This window comes from Bacillus sp. 204(2023) (genome assembly GCF_037027505.1).
Taxonomy (GTDB): Bacteria; Bacillota; Bacilli; order Bacillales; family Bacillaceae; genus Bacillus; species Bacillus subtilis.
Genome location: NZ_JAXCHE010000008.1, coordinates 38,081 through 56,603 on the forward strand (window position 1 = coordinate 38,081; position 18,523 = coordinate 56,603).

Here is an 18,523-nt window from a genome sequence, read left to right on the forward strand (position 1 = left end):
TCATTAGTGAAAACTGAGCATATCAGCGATCTCTTGCAGCGCGTCCTCGGTCAGTTCTTGATCATCATAATCGCTGATCGTCTTTTCTGTTTCGCTTTTGTTCTGGCAGTGTTCGATCAGTTGTAATAAAAATTGACGGCATGTTTCGCTAAGCTGTTCGATGGTTTTGTGCTGAAAGCGGGCATTGTCATAAGTCATATTGACAGTCAATTTTCCTTCTGCAGCGATTGCGCTGATATCCAGCGACTGTTCACGGTTCCATGTTGTGCTGATATCACCTCCGGCACCCAGCGGAGAGAATGAGAAGGCGTCCTCCTCAGGTACTTCAGCTGTGCGGCCGCTTTCAAATTGACCAAGATAATTGAAGCTGATTTCTGGTGCCCCTGTGAAATCGATGTCTTTTTTGCCAGGCGGCGTCAAATATTTGATGACACCGTAGCCGAATCCTTTGTCAGGTACACGTCTCAGTGTATCTTTTGTTGTTTTTAGCACATGAACCATGCCTTCTTCCGAATCTGGCAAGTCTGCGTTCAGTTTAATCAATAACGGATAAATGGCGGTAAACCATCCAACCGTACGGCTCACATCTATCCCGTCTAATACATCCTCTCGCCCGTGGCTTTCTAATGATAGTTTGAAGGCGGATTGATTGGTCCAATGGCGCAGCGCGAGAATGACAGAAGCGAGAAGCAAATCCTGCGTATCTGTGTTGTATGCGCTGTTGGCATCTTTTAAGAGTGCTGCTGTCTCTTTCTCGTTTAAGGTAAACGAAATCGTGGACCGTTGTCCCTCGTCTGCTCTAGTGCCATCGATGTGATCAAAAGGCAATGCCTCTGTTTGATACTCTTCGGCTTCGCGCCAATACTTGAGCTGTTTCATTAGCTGCTGGCTTTCAGCGTAGTCAGAGAGCTTTTTCGTATACGCTTTAAATGAGCTTGTTTTAGGAGGCAGCTGAATCTCTTCCCCGCCTGCAGCTTGGCGATACCCTAAAGCCAAATCTTCAAGCAGAACCCGCCATGAGATGCCGTCAACAACGAGGTGATGAGCCGATAAAAATAAGAAATCACCGTCAATTGTGTGGAAAAGACCGGCTTGCAGCAGCGGACCATTCTTCAAATCCATTTTCTGCTGAATATCAAGTACATGACGTTTGATAATAGGCTCATACGCTCTATTTCCATCAGTGCCGTCCGGAGCTGATAAATCAATCATCTGAAGGCCGTACAACGCGTCGTCCGAATGACTGAGCGGCCGATTATATTGATCCCACTTTCCTTGTTCATTCTGTGTAAACACCATTCGCAGCGCATCATGATGACACGTTATTGCTTTTAACGTTTTTCGCAGTGCGTCTTCTTGTACAGAGGTGCTTCGATGCAGCATTACGGACTGATTAAAATGGTGTTTTTCTTTTATATCTTGAGAAAGAAACCATTTTTGAACAGGCGACCATTGTACGTTTCCCTCAACCGCAGCTTGGCTGGAACTTGTATCTGAATCACGGATATAAGCTGCCAATTCTTGAATGGTCGGATGGCTAAACAAATCTTTCACTGCCATTTGCTTGCCTATCCGGTGAAGCCGCGCAGATACCTGTAACGCTTTGATCGAATCTCCGCCAAGTTCAAAGAACGAATCAGCTGTTCCGATCTTTTCTGCCCCCAGTACTTCTTTCCATATATCTGCCAGTATTTGTTCCATTTTGCTGGCTGGCGGGAGGAATGGACGTTCACCTTCGTGGTTGTATACAGGTTTTGGAAGTGCTCCGCGATCCAGCTTGCCATTTGGTGACAATGGAAGTGAGTCCAGTTTTTCAATAAACGCAGGGTGCATAAACACCGGCAGCTTGTTTTGTAATTCTGAGCGTACAGCATTTGTGCTCAACTCTGGTTTTGTCACCACATAAGCACTTAATTCGGTTTGTCCTGACGCTGTTACATGAGCAACTACTGCGGCGTCTTTTACACCATTTATACACCGGATGACCGATTCAATTTCTTTCGTTTCTACACGGTATCCTCTGATTTTGACTTGATCATCGATTCTTCCGAGATATTCGAGTGTACCGTCGGCCATCCATCTGGCGGCGTCTCCTGTTCGGTACATTCGTGTTTCGGGTTTAAATGGATTCTGCGTGAATGCTCTCTCTGTCAGTTCTGGAAGATTGACGTACCCTCTTGCAAGCCCTGTTCCTGCTATACAAAGCTCGCCCGCAACACCGATTGGCTGAAGCTGATGATTGCTATTTAAAATCAGCACTTGAGTTCCGTCAATCGGCTGGCCGATGCTTACGTATGCCTGCTTTTCCATATGTCTCATGACGGTAGTCGCCACGCTGTTTTCTGTCGGTCCATATTCGTTGGCGAGTTCGGTATGCGGACATATAGCTAAGCTGCGGGCGATCAATTCGCGGTCAGCCGCTTCTCCCGCCAGTGTGACGACTCTAAGCGTCTTTACATCTTCCGGCTGCACTACGTCCAAAAGCGCTCGATATAAAACAGGCACAATAATCATATGTGTAATCCGTTGACGAGACAGCTGATGCTTAATGGCCAGAATATCCTTCGCTTCCTCTTCATGAAGCAAAACGGCTTTTGCACCTGACAAAAGCGGTGTAAACATACTAGTTATAAAGCCGTCAAATGAGAAAGAAAAGAGCTGCAGAATGGTATCTGTCTCGTTGAATGCATAAGCGTTTCGCCGCCACTGAAGAGTGTTGGCAATACCTTTATGCTCGACCATTACCCCTTTTGGACGGCCCGTCGTTCCAGAGGTATAAATGATATAAGCCAAATGATGGGCAGACGACATTTGCGGCAGCGGCGATTTGTCGTCTTCCTCTACGCTTTCTATCGTCAAGATCTCTCCTTCAAAGTCAGCAAGTACTCCCCGATCCGCTTCATTTATTGTCATCAGCAGTTTCGTTCCGCTGTCGCTAAGGATATAGCGTTTGCGTTCTGTCGGGTATTCAGGATCAATGGGAACGTAACAGCCGCCTGCTTTCCACACACCAAGTATGGCTGCTATCATACTGAACGAACGATGCATCATGATGCCTACTGGTGTGTCCGGCTTAACACCTCTGTTGCGCAATGCACGTGCGATTCCATTGGACCACTCGTCCAACTCTTGATACGTCAGTGTTTTGTCTCCGCTGACAAGTGCAGAAGCTTTTGGTGTTCGTGCAGCTTGCTGCTCAAACAATTGACTGATTGTTTGAACTCCGTATTGATTCGCTTGCCCGGTGTTAAACTCATTAAGCAGCTGGTGCCGCTCTTCTTGGGTCAGGATGTCGATATGGTTGAGTGTCACCTCCGGGTTTTTGCCGATGATGCTAAGTACATTTGTTAAATGCGATACCCAGCGTTCAATGGTGGTTTTCTCGAACAATGCGGTTGAATATTCAAAAAGGAAATGAATGTTTCCGTCGCCTTCAATTGCCTGTAGTGTCAAATCGAATTTAGAAACGAGATGAGAAACTTGTGCCGGCTTCATTTGCAAATCATGAAGATGCAATGGCTCGTAATCATTATTTTGAACAACTAACATGGTATCAAATAGCGGGTTTCTGCTCATATCCCGCGTCACTCCAAGCTTATCGACAAGCTCTTCGAACGGATAATCCTGATGCTCATAAGCTTCTAATGCAGTGGCGCGCACTTCCTGCAAATACTGCACAAACGGCTTCCCGCCCTCCGGGCGTGTCCTCAGAGCCAGCGTGTTCACAAACATGCCGAGTATCGGCTCAAGATCCTTGTGCGGACGGCCGGCGATTGGCGATCCCACAAGGATATCTTCCTGTCCGCTTAAGCGTGACAAGAACGCGGTGTACGCCGCAAGGAGCACCATGTACAGTGTGCTTCCGTTTTCTCGTGCCAGCTTGTGAAGGCCTGATGCAACCTCTTGATCCAGCGTAAATGAGACCTTGTCACCCGCGAAGCTTCGCACCGGCGGGCGGGCATGATCAGCCGGAAGATCCAGCACAGGCAGCTCGCCCTCGAGCTGCTTCAGCCAGTACGCCTCTTGCGTTTTGTACGCGTCTCCTGTTTTGAATCCTTCTTGCCATACGGCGTAGTCTTTATATTGAATGCGCAGTGCCGGAAGCTTCCGATTATTGTACAGCTCGCCGAATTCCCGAATCAGAATGTTGACGGAAACACCGTCTGAAATGATGTGATGCATATCAACCAGCAACAGGTGCCGCTCATCTGATACCTTTACGATTTGGGCACGGAACAGCGGCGCTTGGCTGAGATCAAACGGTTTGATAAATGCGGCTGCGGCCTCCTCTTCGGTTCGTGCGCCGAGAACTGTAGTCTGTAACGTAAACGGCACCTCGTCATGGATGCGCTGCACCGGATCGCCTCCTGCGTCCTGTTCGAAGGCGGTTCGAAGCGACTCGTGGCGCTTGATCAGCTTTTTGAAAGCTCTGTCCATCCTTTCAGGGTTGAGCTTCCCTTCGAGCTCTAACACAGCCGGCATATTGTAGCCTGTCCCTCCGTCCTCCAGCTGCTGAAGGACATAAATCCGCTTTTGGGCAGAGGAAACCGGATAGGTTTCCTGCTTTTCAGCGGGCTTAATCGCTTCATATGGACTGTCCGTTCCTTCACGGATAACGGTAGCCAGTCCTTCTACTGTCGGATGGGCAAACACATCTTTTAGCGGCACCTGTACATCGAATTCTTTGGCGATCCGTGAGACAAGCGCCGTTGCTTTTAAGGAATGTCCCCCGCGGTCAAAAAAGTTGTCGTGAATCCCGACAGGGCCATTTTTCAGCACGTCCTCCCACAGCTGAGAAAGCTTCATCTCAGTCACGTTTCTCGGCGCCGTGTAGGTCTCCGCATCTGCCGCTCCGTCAGGAGCTGGCAGGGCGTTTCGGTCGAGCTTTCCGCTTGGTGTAACCGGCCACTGTTCCATTTCTATCATATAGGCTGGGACCATGTAGCCCGGCAACAGTCTCTCAAGCTGTGACCGCACTTCGTTTCTTTGGAGCCCTTCTACATAAGCGCATAATTCCGGCTCGCCGCTGTCTGTCCGTACGGTAACGGCCGCCTCCCTTACGCCTTCTATGCTTCTTAGTGCCGCTTCAATCTCTCCCGGCTCAATCCGGTAGCCGCGGATTTTCACCTGATCATCCGTGCGCCCGAGGAATTCAACATTCCCGTCAGGGAGCCAGCGCGCCACATCCCCGGTTTTGTACATGCGTTCCCCCGGGTAAAACGGGTCTTCAAGAAAACGCTCCTCCGTTAATGCCGGCCGATTCAAATAACCTCTGGCAACACCCGCTCCGGCAATGTACAGTTCGCCGATACATCCAGCAGGCAGCATCTGCTGATTCTGATTCAGGATATATAATCTGACATGATGAACAGGTTTTCCAATTGGAATCCGTTCAAGTTTTTCATGCGGCGGACAATCAAAGAATGCAGCTTCTATGGTTGCTTCCGTTGGCCCATAGGAATTGGTTATTGAAACATTTGGAAGCAACTCGTAAAATCGGGAGACAAGATGGGTCCCCAGCTGTTCTCCCCCAGAAAATACTCGCTTGAGTCTGTTTGTCTTAATCGGTACAGAGCGATATTTTATATGTTCTAAAAATGCATGGAGCATTGAAGGCACAAAATGCATAGCTGTGATCTTTTGTTCTTCTATGGCCTTCACGATCACTTCAGGTTCTTTTTCGCCCCCCTGAGGAAGCAGATAAACAGAAGCTCCGGCATAAGGCCACCAAAACAGCTCCCATATTGAAGCATCGAATGAATAAGATGTTTTGTGCATAATCATATCTGAATGCTTTAGCTGATAGCGGGACTGTAGGGAATTCAAAAAATTCACCGCTGATCGATGTTCAATTTCAACACCCTTAGGCATCCCGGTAGAGCCGGATGTATAGATGACATAGGCTAAAGATTGCGGGAGAACATCCACATTCGGATTGGACAAACGATGTGCCAGTCCGCTATTTGTCTGATTGAGATAGACAATCTCTCCTGTAAATGCCGGAACATGGAGACCGGCAGACTGAAGCACGAGGAGAATGTTTGTACCGCTGTCCTCCAGCAGAAAGCTGATTCGTTCTTCCGGATAATCCGGGTCAATGGGCAGATAAGCGCCGCCAGCTTTAAGAATGCCATAAATGCCAAGCAGCATTTCAGGTGAACGCTTTCCTATAATAGCCACAGTCGTTTCGGGTTTTACCCCCCGTCCGATCAGCTCCCAGGCGATACGGTTAGCCTGTTCGTTCAATTCTTTATAGGTCATCACTCCATCTTCGAAGATAACGGCCGCCTGATCAGGCGTTTTTGCTGCCTGCTGTTCAAGTGCATAGTGGAGCGTTTGATTCATTGAATAGCCCGTCTCCTCAAACGGATGGCATGCTTCAATGAAATCTCTCTCTTCTTCTTTTGTTAAGATTGGAATATCGTCCAATTCTGTTTCAGGGCTGGCAGCTGTATGTTCCACAAGCGTGGTGAAAAGGCTGGCCCACCTTTGGATGGTTTCTTTCTCAAACAAAGCTGTACTGTATTCAAACTGACAGAAAAGCTCGGAATCATGTTCTGTAACGTATAGGGAAATATCAAATTTTGATATTGGGTGCTCCAAGTCGTTCCACTGAAGCTGTACATCATTCATTTTTAGCTTTTGCTGTTCCATATTCTGAAGGACTAGCGTTGTGTCAAACAAAGGATTCCGGCTCATCTCCCGCTGCACACCGAGTTTGTCCACAAGCTCTTCAAACGGGTAATCCTGATGCTCATACGCTTCTAGTGCCGTCTGTCTGACTTCTTTCAGAAATTCCTCAAATGTCTTATTACCCGCCGGGCGTGTGCGGAGAGCCAATGTATTGACGAACATCCCAAGAACAGCTTCAAGGTCGGCATGGGGCCGTCCGGCGATAGGTGAACCAATCACGATATCATCCTGACCGCTTAACCGAGACAAAAAGGCTGAATACAAAGCGAGAAGCGTCATATAAAGCGTGCTTCTGTTTTTATGGGCGAGCCGCTTTATGCGGGCCGTGATCTCTTTGTCCAATTGAAAGGTTACTTTTCCGCCTATGAATTGCCGTTCTGCCGGACGTCGTTTATCTGTTGGAAGCTCCAGTATAGGAAGATCCCCGCTAAACTGCTGCTGCCAGTAAGTCTCCTGCTTTTGGTACGAGTCTCCCTTTTTAAATTTCTGCTGCCATACGGCGTAATCTTTATATTGGATCCGCAATGGCTTAAGCTGCCGGTTTGCATAAAGATCGGTAAATTCTCGGATTAGGAGCTGAACGGATACGCCATCTGAAATGATATGGTGCATATCCACCAGCAATACATGCTTCTCGTTTGACACTTCTATAAGGCCTGCTCTAAATAATGGCGCCTGGCTGAGATCAAAGGGACGGACAAATCCCTCGATAGTGGTCTCTTTACTTAATGTAAACGGCACTTCGGTGTGGATACGCTGAACCGGCTCGTCATCAGCTCCGGATACAAAGGAAGTTCGAAGCGGCTCATGCCGGCTGATCAATTCTTTACATACAGCAGACAGTTTGGCGACATCTAGTGCACCTTCCAGTTCTAAGACCGCAGGCATGTTATAGGCGACACCCTCATCAAGCTGTTGAAGCACATAGATTCGTTTTTGGGCCGAAGATACAGGATATGTATCCCTTTTTTCTGCTGGTTCAATTGCTGCATACGGATTTTGTTCTGCCTCTCGAATGATTAAAGCTAATCCTTCAACAGTCGGATGAGCAAAGATGTCCTTAAGCGAAACTTGCACATGGAATTCCTTTGCGATCCGTGACATAAGCACTGTTGCTTTTAACGAGTGACCGCCATTGTCAAAAAAGTTGTCTTGGATGCCTATATGTCCATTCTTTAGCACATCTTCAAATAGTTGCGAAAGCTTTGCCTCTAACAGATTTCGAGGGGCAGTATATGGGTTTCCGCTGATTGAAGCATCTGGCTCCGGAAGTGCTGCGCGATCTACTTTTCCGTTTGGGGTAAGAGGTATGCTGTCAACCCATATCCATTTCGCCGGAATCATGTATTCTGGGAGCTCACTAGCCATATAACTGCGTAAATCTATTGCATTCAGCTTTTGTACACTGCAATAGTAAGCGCATAATTCATGTTCACCGTTTTGATCTTGCCAGATGAGAATGGCAGCCTCACTAATGTCCGGATGATTCATTAACGTGACTTCGATTTCTTGCGGCTCGATTCGATAACCTCTGATTTTCACTTGATTGTCTGCCCGTCCGATATATTCGATGTTGCCGTCTTCAAGCCGTTTGGCCAAATCACCTGTCCGGTACATGATCACACCAGGCCTGAATGGGTCGGATGAAAATTTGTCGCTTGTCAGTTTATCGTGATTGACATATCCTCTGGCAACACTTGCGCCGGAAATATAGAGTTCGCCTGGTACGCCGCATGGCTGAAGCTGTTTTTGATGATTCAAAATATATAGATCAGTACAGCCTATCGGTTTACCGATTGGCGGAAGCTCAGGAATAGGATCTCCAGGATGAATGGTATACGTAGATACCACATGAGTTTCTGAAGGTCCGTAATGATTGTGCAGGTGTATGCCGCGTTCACGCAATACATCTTGGAAAAGGTCTGAAATCATTAATTGTTCCCCGGCTGCGATCAGGTGTTTGACGCCATCAGGAAACGAGTTTGCTAGTTCACGCTCGCTGAAAATCATTTTGATAAAAGCAGTTGGGAGAAACACAATATTCGTCTGATGCTTGTTTATAAATGCAAACAGCTGAGGCACATCTCTTTTTATGGCTTCTGGCACGATGTGGAGTGTGCCGCCTTTCAGAAGCGCAGAAAATATTTCTTGATAGCAGACGTCGAAGGAAGGTGTCGCAAATTGCAGAACATCTGCTTCAAAGTCAATGCCGGAGTGAGTATATTCGAACTTCAGCAAGTTAGCCATGTTTCGATGCTCAAATTGAACACCCTTTGGTTTACCTGTTGTGCCTGATGTATAAATCATATACAGCAGATCGTCAGCATTGTTGACTGACTTTATGTTACTGCCGTCTACTTTGCTTTCGATATCTTCTGGATGAGTGATAATGTAATTGTCTTCTAACGATGAGGAAAGATGCGCTTGTGAAACAACATGCGAACAGCCGCAATCATGCAGAATATAACGGATTCTGTCAGCCGGGTAATGCGGATCAACCGGAACAATGGCGCCGCCTGCCTTTAAGATTCCAAGAACGCCGGTGATAAACGCCGCAGAGCGTTCCATCATAATCGCAACGGGTTCCTGTCTCACAACGCCTTTCATTCGTAAATGCCGTGCCAATCTGTTAGCCGCTTTATTTAGTTCTCTGTATGTTAATGAGCAGGCTTGATCAATTACAGCATGAGCATCTGGTGTCTTTTCCGCTTGCTTTTCAAACATGGCATGGATGGTTTCGTAAACTGGTGTTTGATCTGTGATTTCTCCAATCAGCTGCCGCTTTTCAGTATCTGTCGTGATATCGATTTCTTCAGGTGGAAGATTCGGATTATTTAAGATTTGTGATACAGCATTCAGAAGATGCTCTTTGACAGAGAGCACAAAAGACCGATCGTGCTGCTCCGCATCATAGTTCATTTTGATATGAATTTCTTCCCCTGGCGCCACCATAAGATAAAAGCTGTAGTTGGTTTCATCTGCGACAGTGAAATTATGAATCTGAAAAAGATCAGAAGCATGTTCCTGTTTGTTCAGCATTTGAATCTCTTGCTGCACCGGATAGTTTTCAAATACGAGAATATGATCAATCAGCCCTTGTTTAACAGCTGAGCGGGATTGAATCTCATATAAAGGATGGTAGCTGTACGCTTCAGCGGCAAGACGGTCTTTTTGCATATCTTTTATAAGTTGAAGAAAAGGCGTTTTTGCTCCCTGCACCCGAACCGGCATCGTATTAATGAAAAGACCTACCATATGTTCAATGCCTTCGATTTCTGCGGGTCTTCCTGAAATGACAGAACCGAATACGGCGTCATCGTTATTATTATATTTTTGTAGCAGAATGCCCCAAATGGTATGAAAAATCGTACTGAGTGTCACTTCTTCTCTTGCAGCAAGCTCTGAAAGTCTGCTGCTTTCTTCCTTAGAAAATGAAAATGTAACGTGTTCCTGCCTGCTTTTTCCCTTTGTTTTTTTCTGCTTCGGGAGCACGGTTTGCTGTTCGTGGCCGGAAAGATAATGGTCCCAATAAGAAACCGCCTGCTCTTTGTCTTGCTCCATCAGCCATTTGATATACTTTCCGTATGGCTGGACCGGCTCCAATGTTATTGGGGATGCATTTACATAAGATGCGTAAATATGCAGAAACTCCTTTAGCACAATGCTGAGACACCAACCGTCCATCATGATATGATGAAAGGTCCAAATGCAAGAGTACTGGCTCTCTCCTGTTTGAATCAGAGCGATGCACATGAGCACATCCTTTTGCAAATGAAACCCCCGGTCCCGGTCCTTTTCTTTCCATTGCTCGATAAACTGTGATTGCTCCGCCTCGTTTAAATGAGTAATGTCTTCTTCCAGTACGATGACATTTCGTTCTCTCAGAACAACCTGCTGGGGGGAGGAAACATTTTGGCTGATAAAAATCGTTCTGAAAATATCATGTCTTTCTACAAGAGCGTTGATGCTGTTTTGAAAAAACTGCGGGTTGACTTTCCCTTCTATTGTAAAAGAAGCTTGCTCAACATACGCCTGTGAATCTTTTTGCAGGAGGGAATGGAAAAGCATCCCTTCCTGCATGTAAGACAGCGGATAAATATCCTGAATTGAATTCGCTTTTGTCATGTTCATGTCTCCCTGTCACGATTTTCTACAATTCTTCCACCAAGCTGGATATGCTGTCCAAGTCCTCTGCCGTTAATGATTGACTGCTGAAATCGCTCAGTGTCTTTTCTGCTTTCTGTTGACCGGCGCAGTGTTTCATAATGTCCAGCAAAAAGTGTTCAATCCTGTTAATAAGCTGCTCCATTGTGTTTTTGTGAAAGCGGGCTGGCGGATAACTAAGATTGAAATGGAGCTTTTTGTCTGCTACCATTGCGCTCATCTCGATGATTTGCGCACGCTTCCATGTATGAGTGATATCCTTTCCGCTACCAAGGCTTGATGGGCGGAAGGTGTCCTGTCTTTCGATGTCGTTGAACTGGCCCAAATAGTTAAAGCTGATTTCAGGTGTTTTTGAAAACGTAATGCTTTTATTTTCAGGGTGTGTAAGGTATTTCAGCATACCGTAACCTACCCCTTTGTTTGGTATCCGGCCCAGTGTATCTTTAACGGTTTTTACTGAGGTTCCGAGCTCATCCCTATGATTTTCAAAGCTTATGAGGGCCGGGTACATGGATGTAAACCAGCCGACCGTCCTGCTGATATCTAACTCTGGCAGAATGTGTTCTCTCCCGTGTCCTTCCATAGCGATACGGAGCTTGCTTCCTCCTGTCCATTCACAAATCGCCAAGGATGCTGCGGTTAACAGAATATCTTGTGTATCTGTGCCATAGGCGTGATTGACGTTTTGCAGCAAGACGGCGGTGTCTGCTTCAGTCAGTGAAAAGCTTAATGAGTCCCTTTTGCTGAAGTCGATGTTCACATGATGCGGTATTTCATAGGGCAGTTCTGCGGCTTGCTGTTCTTCTACACTTCGCCAATACGCCTCTTCGCGAATCAGCTTACTGCTTTGGGCATATTCCTGTATGCGTCTTGCGTATTCCTGGTAGGAATCCGTTTTAGGCGGAAGCTGGATCGTCTGGCCTGCATCAGCTTGTTGATATCCGGCTGACAAATCCTCCAGCAAAATCCGCCATGAGACACCATCAACGACAAGGTGATGGATCGCAAGGAACAAGTAATCTCCGGTCAGTGTTTTAAACAAAGCGGCGTGCAACAATGGTCCTTCCTGCAAATTGATGCTTTGCTGAAGATCTGCAACTTCTTGTTTGATTTGCGTCTCCCAGCCGCTTTCTGACTGTGAAAGATCAGAGATTCTTAAGCTGTATAGCTGTGACTCATGAATGCCTTGGTTGATTTGAATCCATCGCCTATCATCGTTGCGATAAACCATCCGAAGCGCATCATGATGCTCCGCCAGTTTTTTCAAGGCTGGTCTAAGGGCGTTTTCAGACAAACGTCCAGAATGGAATAGCATGACAGACTGATTGAAATGGTGTCTTTCTTCAATATCTTGTGAAAAAAACCATTGCTGAACAGGCGTCCAAGGAACGTCTCCCTGAACGGGTCCTTGCTCTATGATTTTCTCTGACTTACGGATAAATGGTGATAAGTCCTTTATCTTTGGATGACGGAATAAATCACTTACCTGCAAGCTTAGCCCATAGCGCCCAAGGCGTGCAGAAACTTGAAGCGCTTTGATTGAATCTCCGCCCAATTCAAAAAACGAATCCTCTATTCCGATCCTCTGGATGCCGAGAACCTCCTGCCAGATCAACACAAGTTGGTCTTCAAGGTCATTTCGAGGTGGAGCGTACGTTTGTTTAGATGTGAAATTTGGTTCAGGAAGTGCTTTTCGGTTCAATTTGCCGTTTGATGTGAGCGGAAGAGTCTCCATTTCAATAATGTACGCCGGGATCATATAGTTTGGCAGCGAACGCGCGAGAAGTGAACGCACTTGTTCAGCATTCGTGCCTGCTTTTACGCTGATATAGCCAAACAGCTCTTTGCTCCCGGTCTGGGCTGTACGTGCTAACACTGCGGCTTCTTTGACCCCGTCTATTTGACGAAGTGCTGATTCGATTTCACCCAGCTCCACCCGATAGCCTCTGACTTTTACTTGATCATCAATACGGCCAATGTACTCAATTGTGCCATCAGGAAGCCAGCGCGCCAGATCACCTGTGCGATACAGTCGATCGCCAGGTGCAAATGGATGTGGGACAAATTTCTCTTTCGTTAAATCAGGACGGCCCAAATATCCTCTGGCGACGCCATCTCCGCCGACACAAAGTTCACCGACAGCTCCGACCGGCTGCAGCACTCCCCATTGATTTAAGATATAAGCGGTGGAATTACCAACCGGCCGCCCGATCGGAATGGAAAGTTCATATGTTTTTTGAATGTGAAGGCATGTCGAAAAAGTTGTATTTTCGGTAGGGCCATATCCATTCCATATAGATACTTCAGGGCAGACATTTCTGATTCGATTGACGTGGCTCGGCGACAAAGCTTCTCCGCCTATAATCAAATGTTTCAGCTGTGAAAATGTTTGTTCATTTTGTTCTGTCAAATGATTGAATAGAGAAGATGTCAGCCAAATCGTTGTGATTCCTTGATGTTCTATGTACCTCTTAAGCTGATGGGAATCGAGAAATGTTTGTTGATCGGACAGATGCAAAGCGGCACCATTTAGCAACGGTCCGAAAATTTCAAATGACCCAACGTCGAAACCGATTGATGATGTCATCAAAAGGCGGTCTTCAGGTGTAAATGTAATATAATTGCTGTTTTTAACAAGACGAATTACACTTCGCTGCTCAATCATGACACCCTTTGGTTTACCGGTTGATCCAGAGGTATAAATGATATATGCAAGTGAATGTGGCTCTGCTGAAGAATCAACGTTCTTCGTTTCTCCTTGCTTTTGAATATCTTCGATTATGATTTGTTCACATTCAATGTCTAATAGCTGTTTTTCTGTTTTTTCAGATTGAAGGAGTAATGCCGCCCCGCTGTCTGACAGCATATAAGCTATTCGTTCAACAGGCAGATCAGAAGCAATAGGCAGATAGGCTCCCCCGGCTTTCAGAATGCCCAGCATTCCTGCAATGAGTTCTGGTGTTCTGCCTGTCAACAAGGCTACAACACTATCAGGCCCTACGCCCTTAATCTGTAGAACTGAGGCAATTTGATTTGCCCAGCTGTTCAGGTCCTCGTAAGTGAATACTTGGGTGTCGCTGACAATAGCTACAGCATTAGGTGTTTGTTCAGCCTGCATTTCAAAGAGTCTGCTGATGGTTTCATTTCTTGGATAATCTATTTTTGTACGATTGAGCTCGTGGATAAGGTAATGGGTCTCATCCTCATTCAGGATATTTATTGTTCCGAGAGCGGCTTTGTTGTCTTGGATGATGGCGCGTAACATATTGATGAAGTATTGAAGCCACTTTTCTATCGTTTTTTTCTTATATAAGTCAGTACTAAACTCCATTTGGAACGTCAGCAAACCGTGGGGCTGTTCCTGGGCATATAGGGTTAAATCAAATTTGGACGTTTGATGCCCATTGTTTGCTGCAGGTTTGAGACAAAGTTCATTCAGCTCCAACGATTCCTGATCCATGTTTTGAAGAACAAACATTACGTCAAACAGCGGATTCCGGCTCATATCCCGTGTCAATTCAAGCTTATCGACAAGTTCTTCGAATGGGTAATCCTGGTGCTCAAAGGCTTCCAATGCTGTCTCACGCACTTCCTGCAAATACTGTACGAATGGCTTCCCGCCCTCCGGGCGCGTCCGAAGCCCCAGCGTGTTCACAAACATGCCGAGTATCGGCTCAAGATCCTTGTGCGGCCGGCCGGCAATTGGCGAGCCCACAATGATATCTTCCTGTCCGCTTAAGCGTGACAAGAACGCGGTGTAAGCCGCAAGGAGCACCATGTACAGTGTGCTTCCGTTTTCTCGTGCCAGCTTGTGAAGGCCTGATGCAACCTCTTGATCCAGCGTAAATGAGACCTTGTCACCCGCGAAGCTTCGCACCGGCGGGCGGGCATGATCAGCCGGAAGATCCAACACAGGCAGCTCGCCCTCGAGCTGCTTCAGCCAGTACGCCTCTTGCGTTTTGTACGCGTCTCCTGTTTTGAATCCTTCTTGCCATACGGCATAATCTTTATATTGAATGCGCAGTGCCGGAAGATTTCGATTATTGTACAGCTCGCCGAATTCCCGAATCAGAATGTTGACGGAAACACCGTCTGAAATGATGTGATGCATATCAACCAGCAACAGGTGCCGCTCATCTGATACCTTTACGATTTGGGCACGGAACAGCGGCGCTTGGCTGAGATCAAACGGTTTGATAAATGCGGCTGCGGCCTCCTCTTCGGTTCGTGCGCCGAGAACTGTAGTCTGTAACGTAAACGGCACTTCGTCATGGATGCGCTGCACCGGATCGCCGCCTTCGTCCTGTTCGAAGGAGGTCCGAAGCGACTCGTGGCGCTTGATCAGCTCTTTGAAAGCTCTGTCCATCCTTTCAGGGTTGAGCTTCCCTTCGAGCTCTAACACAGCCGGCATATTGTAGCCTGTTCCTCCGTCCTCCAGCTGCTGAAGGACATAAATCCGCTTTTGGGCAGAGGAAACCGGATAGGTTTCCTGTTTTTCAGCGGGCTTAATCGCTTCATATGGACTGTCCGTTCCTTCACGGATAACGGTAGCCAGTCCTTCTACCGTCGGATGGGCAAACACATCTTTTAGCGGCACCTGTACATCGAATTCTTTGGCGATCCGTGAGACAAGCGCTGTTGCTTTTAAGGAATGCCCCCCGCGGTCAAAAAAGTTATCGTGAATCCCGACAGGGCCATTTTTCAGCACGTCCTCCCACAGCTGAGAAAGCTTCATCTCAGTCACGTTTCTCGGCGCCGTGTAGGTCTCCGCATCTGCCGCTCCGCCAGGAGCTGGCAGGGCGTTTCGGTCGAGCTTTCCGCTTGGCGTAACCGGCCACTGTTCCATCTCTATCATATAGGCTGGGACCATGTAGCCCGGCAACAGTCTCTCAAGCTGTGCCCGCACTTCGTTTCTTTGGAGCCCTTCTACATAAGCGCATAATTCCGGCTCCCCGCTGTCTGTCCGTACGGTCACAGCCGCCTCCCTTACGCCTTCAACGCTTCTTAGTGCCGCTTCAATTTCTCCCGGCTCAATCCGGTAGCCGCGGATTTTCACCTGATCATCCAACCGCCCGAGGAATTCAATATTCCCGTCATGGAGCCAGCGCGCCACATCCCCGGTTTTGTACATGCGTTCCCCCGGGTAAAACGGGTCTTCAAGAAAACGCTCCTCCGTTAATGCCGGCCGATTCAAATAACCTCTGGCAACACCCGCTCCGGCAATGTACAGTTCGCCGGCGACACCAGAAGGCTGTACGGCTAAATGCGGATCTAAAACATACAAACGCGCACCGGGTACGGGCTTCCCGATCGGAATCCGCAAGCGGTCCCTGTCCCGTTCTGGGTCCAACACGTAAAATGCCGCGTCTACCGTTGCTTCTGTCGGCCCGTAACCATGGATTAATGATACCTGCGGCAAGATAGAAGCAAAACGGGCTGCCGTACGCGGCGCAAGCGGTTCACCTCCGGCGAATACACGCTTTAGGTTTGTTCCGTCACCGAGCGCTAACATTTCAGCTTGATCGAGAAAGCTGTTCTGCATAGCCGGAATAAAATGAGCCGTTGTCACTTTTTCCTGATGAATGGCTTGTACGATCAACGCGGGGTCTTTTTCCCAGCCGGGCGGAAGCAGATACGCCGAAGCACCGGAAAGAGTCCACCAAAACAGCTGCCACACAGACGCATCAAAGGAAAAAGAGGTTTTCACCATGACAATGTCATCTTCCGAAAGCGGAAACTGGTGCTGCATGCCGGTCAGAAAGGAAACAGCCTGGCGGTGCTCAACGGCCACTCCTTTCGGCTGCCCGGTAGAGCCCGATGTATAGATGACATAGGCGAGAGATCCGCCGTCAGCAGGAGTAAACTCATGGTTTTCTGCTTTTTCGCTCGCAAGAGATGTCATGTCCACTTCAAGCGTTTCGCCAGAAAAGTTTGGTTCGGAGCATCCCGGCTGTGTCAGCAAGAGCGATGCCCCGCTGTCTTTCAGCATGTAGCTCAGCCGCTCCTTTGGATACGCAGGATCAAGCGGCAAATACGCCCCTCCGGCCTTCAAGACAGCAAGGACAGCGATCAGCATGTCAGGTGAGCGTTCAGACAGGACACCGACGATACTTTCGTTTGTGACGCCGCGTGCCGCTAGGTGCGCAGCCAGCCGGCTGGCGTACATGTCAAGCTCAGCGTATGTCAGCGAACCGCCGGAAAAGCGAATCGCTGGCCGCTCCGGTGTGACTGCCGCCTGTCGCTCAAACAGCCCATGCAGGGTTGGGGCTTCAGGTGAAACAGATACTGTCCTGTTATTTTGAGAAACGATTTTCCGTGTTTTGTCCTCATCTAGCAACGTCATCTTTGACACAGGAAGAGATGGATCAGAGATGACGTCAGAGATCATGTGCTGTAAATAATCTTTTATTTCAGACATCATATTTGGTTGATAAGCGCCTGTATGAAAATGAATCCGAACGTACAAAGTACGCCCTGGGATCACTTTGACACTGCATCTATAATTAGTTACCTCTTCCATCTCAAAATCTTTCACGGAGAAATCAAATGATCCAGCTTGATTCAGCTCTTCAATCTCTTGTTGAGTAGGTGTATTTTCAAAGACGATAATATGATCAATCAGCTCTTGTTTAAGAGCACTCTGCGCCTGAATGTCATATAAAGGGAAGTAACTATACGCTTCTGCTTCAGTCATGTCCTTTTGCATTCCGCTGACTAGGTCAGAAAAAGACAGAAAATCACTTTGGACTCGAATAGGAATGGTATTGATAAAAAGTCCGACCATGTTTTCCACATCTTTTAGCTCAGAAGGTCTGCCTGATATAACTGATCCGAACACAGCATCGTCGCGGCGATTGAACTTTTGGAGCATGATTCCCCATAAAGCTTGGAAAACAGTGTTAAGTGTCGCACCACATGCTGCAGCGATTTTCTGTAATTCGGAGGTTTCTTTTTCAGGAATGGTAAACGTGATCTGCTGTAATGTCCCATCCGACATTTGATCTGTTCTTTTAGGCAGAGGTGAAGCTTTTTCGAAATGCTGAAGCCTCTTTTTCCAATACTCAGCTGCTTCTTCCCGGTCTTGCTGCATCAGCCATTTAATATACGTCCCGTACGGCTGTACGGGAGGCAAATCAGGAAACTGCCCTTTTCCAAGCGCTTGATAAATATGGAGAAAGTCTTTAATGACGATGCCTAAACACCAGCCATCCATTAAAATATGATGGTGGCTCCAGATACAGACATAATGATCAGGCGCCCATTTTAAAATAGATATTCTCATCAGTACATCCGTTTGGAGATCGAAGCCCCTGGATTTATCCTGCTCTTTGAATGCCTCTGTACAATGTTCTTTATCTTTTTCATTGAGATGAGAAATATCTTCAACATGAACATGGCAATGACGTTGCTTGAGCACGACTTGACGAGGTTTGGCTACATTTTTATAGATGAATGCTGTTCGAAAGATATCGTACCTGTCAAAAACAGCATCCATACTTTTCTGGAAACGCTTCAAGTCAAGCTGTCCATTGATCGTAAAAGAAGCCTGTTCAAAATAAGCTCTCGACTGTTCATCATACAATGAGTGAAAAAGCATCCCTTCCTGCATAAATGACAAAGGGTATATATCCTGTATTTCAGGTTGCTGCGGCATCAGTGAATCTCC

At 47.2% G+C, this 18,523-nt stretch carries 2 protein-coding genes; both read right to left on the bottom strand.

What is annotated here, in order from left to right:
• Window positions 1-3: 3 nt before the first annotated feature.
• Complete coding sequence (gene ppsD / locus WA279_RS16030) at window positions 4-10,818, bottom strand: plipastatin non-ribosomal peptide synthetase PpsD (protein WP_336155967.1); 10,815 nt, start codon at window positions 10,816-10,818, stop codon at window positions 4-6.
• Window positions 10,819-10,843: 25 nt separating this feature from the next.
• A complete protein-coding gene (gene ppsC / locus WA279_RS16035; RefSeq protein WP_336155969.1) occupies window positions 10,844-18,511 on the bottom strand; it encodes a plipastatin non-ribosomal peptide synthetase PpsC in 7,668 nt (2,555 codons plus the stop codon).
• Window positions 18,512-18,523: the final 12 nt, after the last annotated feature.

Bases quoted from the DNA above. Each gene is read 5' to 3' on its own strand.
- ppsD (WP_336155967.1), bottom strand. From the start codon at position 10,818: ATGACAAAAGCGAATTCAATTCAGGATATTTATCCGCTGTCTTACATG.
- ppsC (WP_336155969.1), bottom strand. From the start codon at position 18,511: ATGCCGCAGCAACCTGAAATACAGGATATATACCCTTTGTCATTTATG.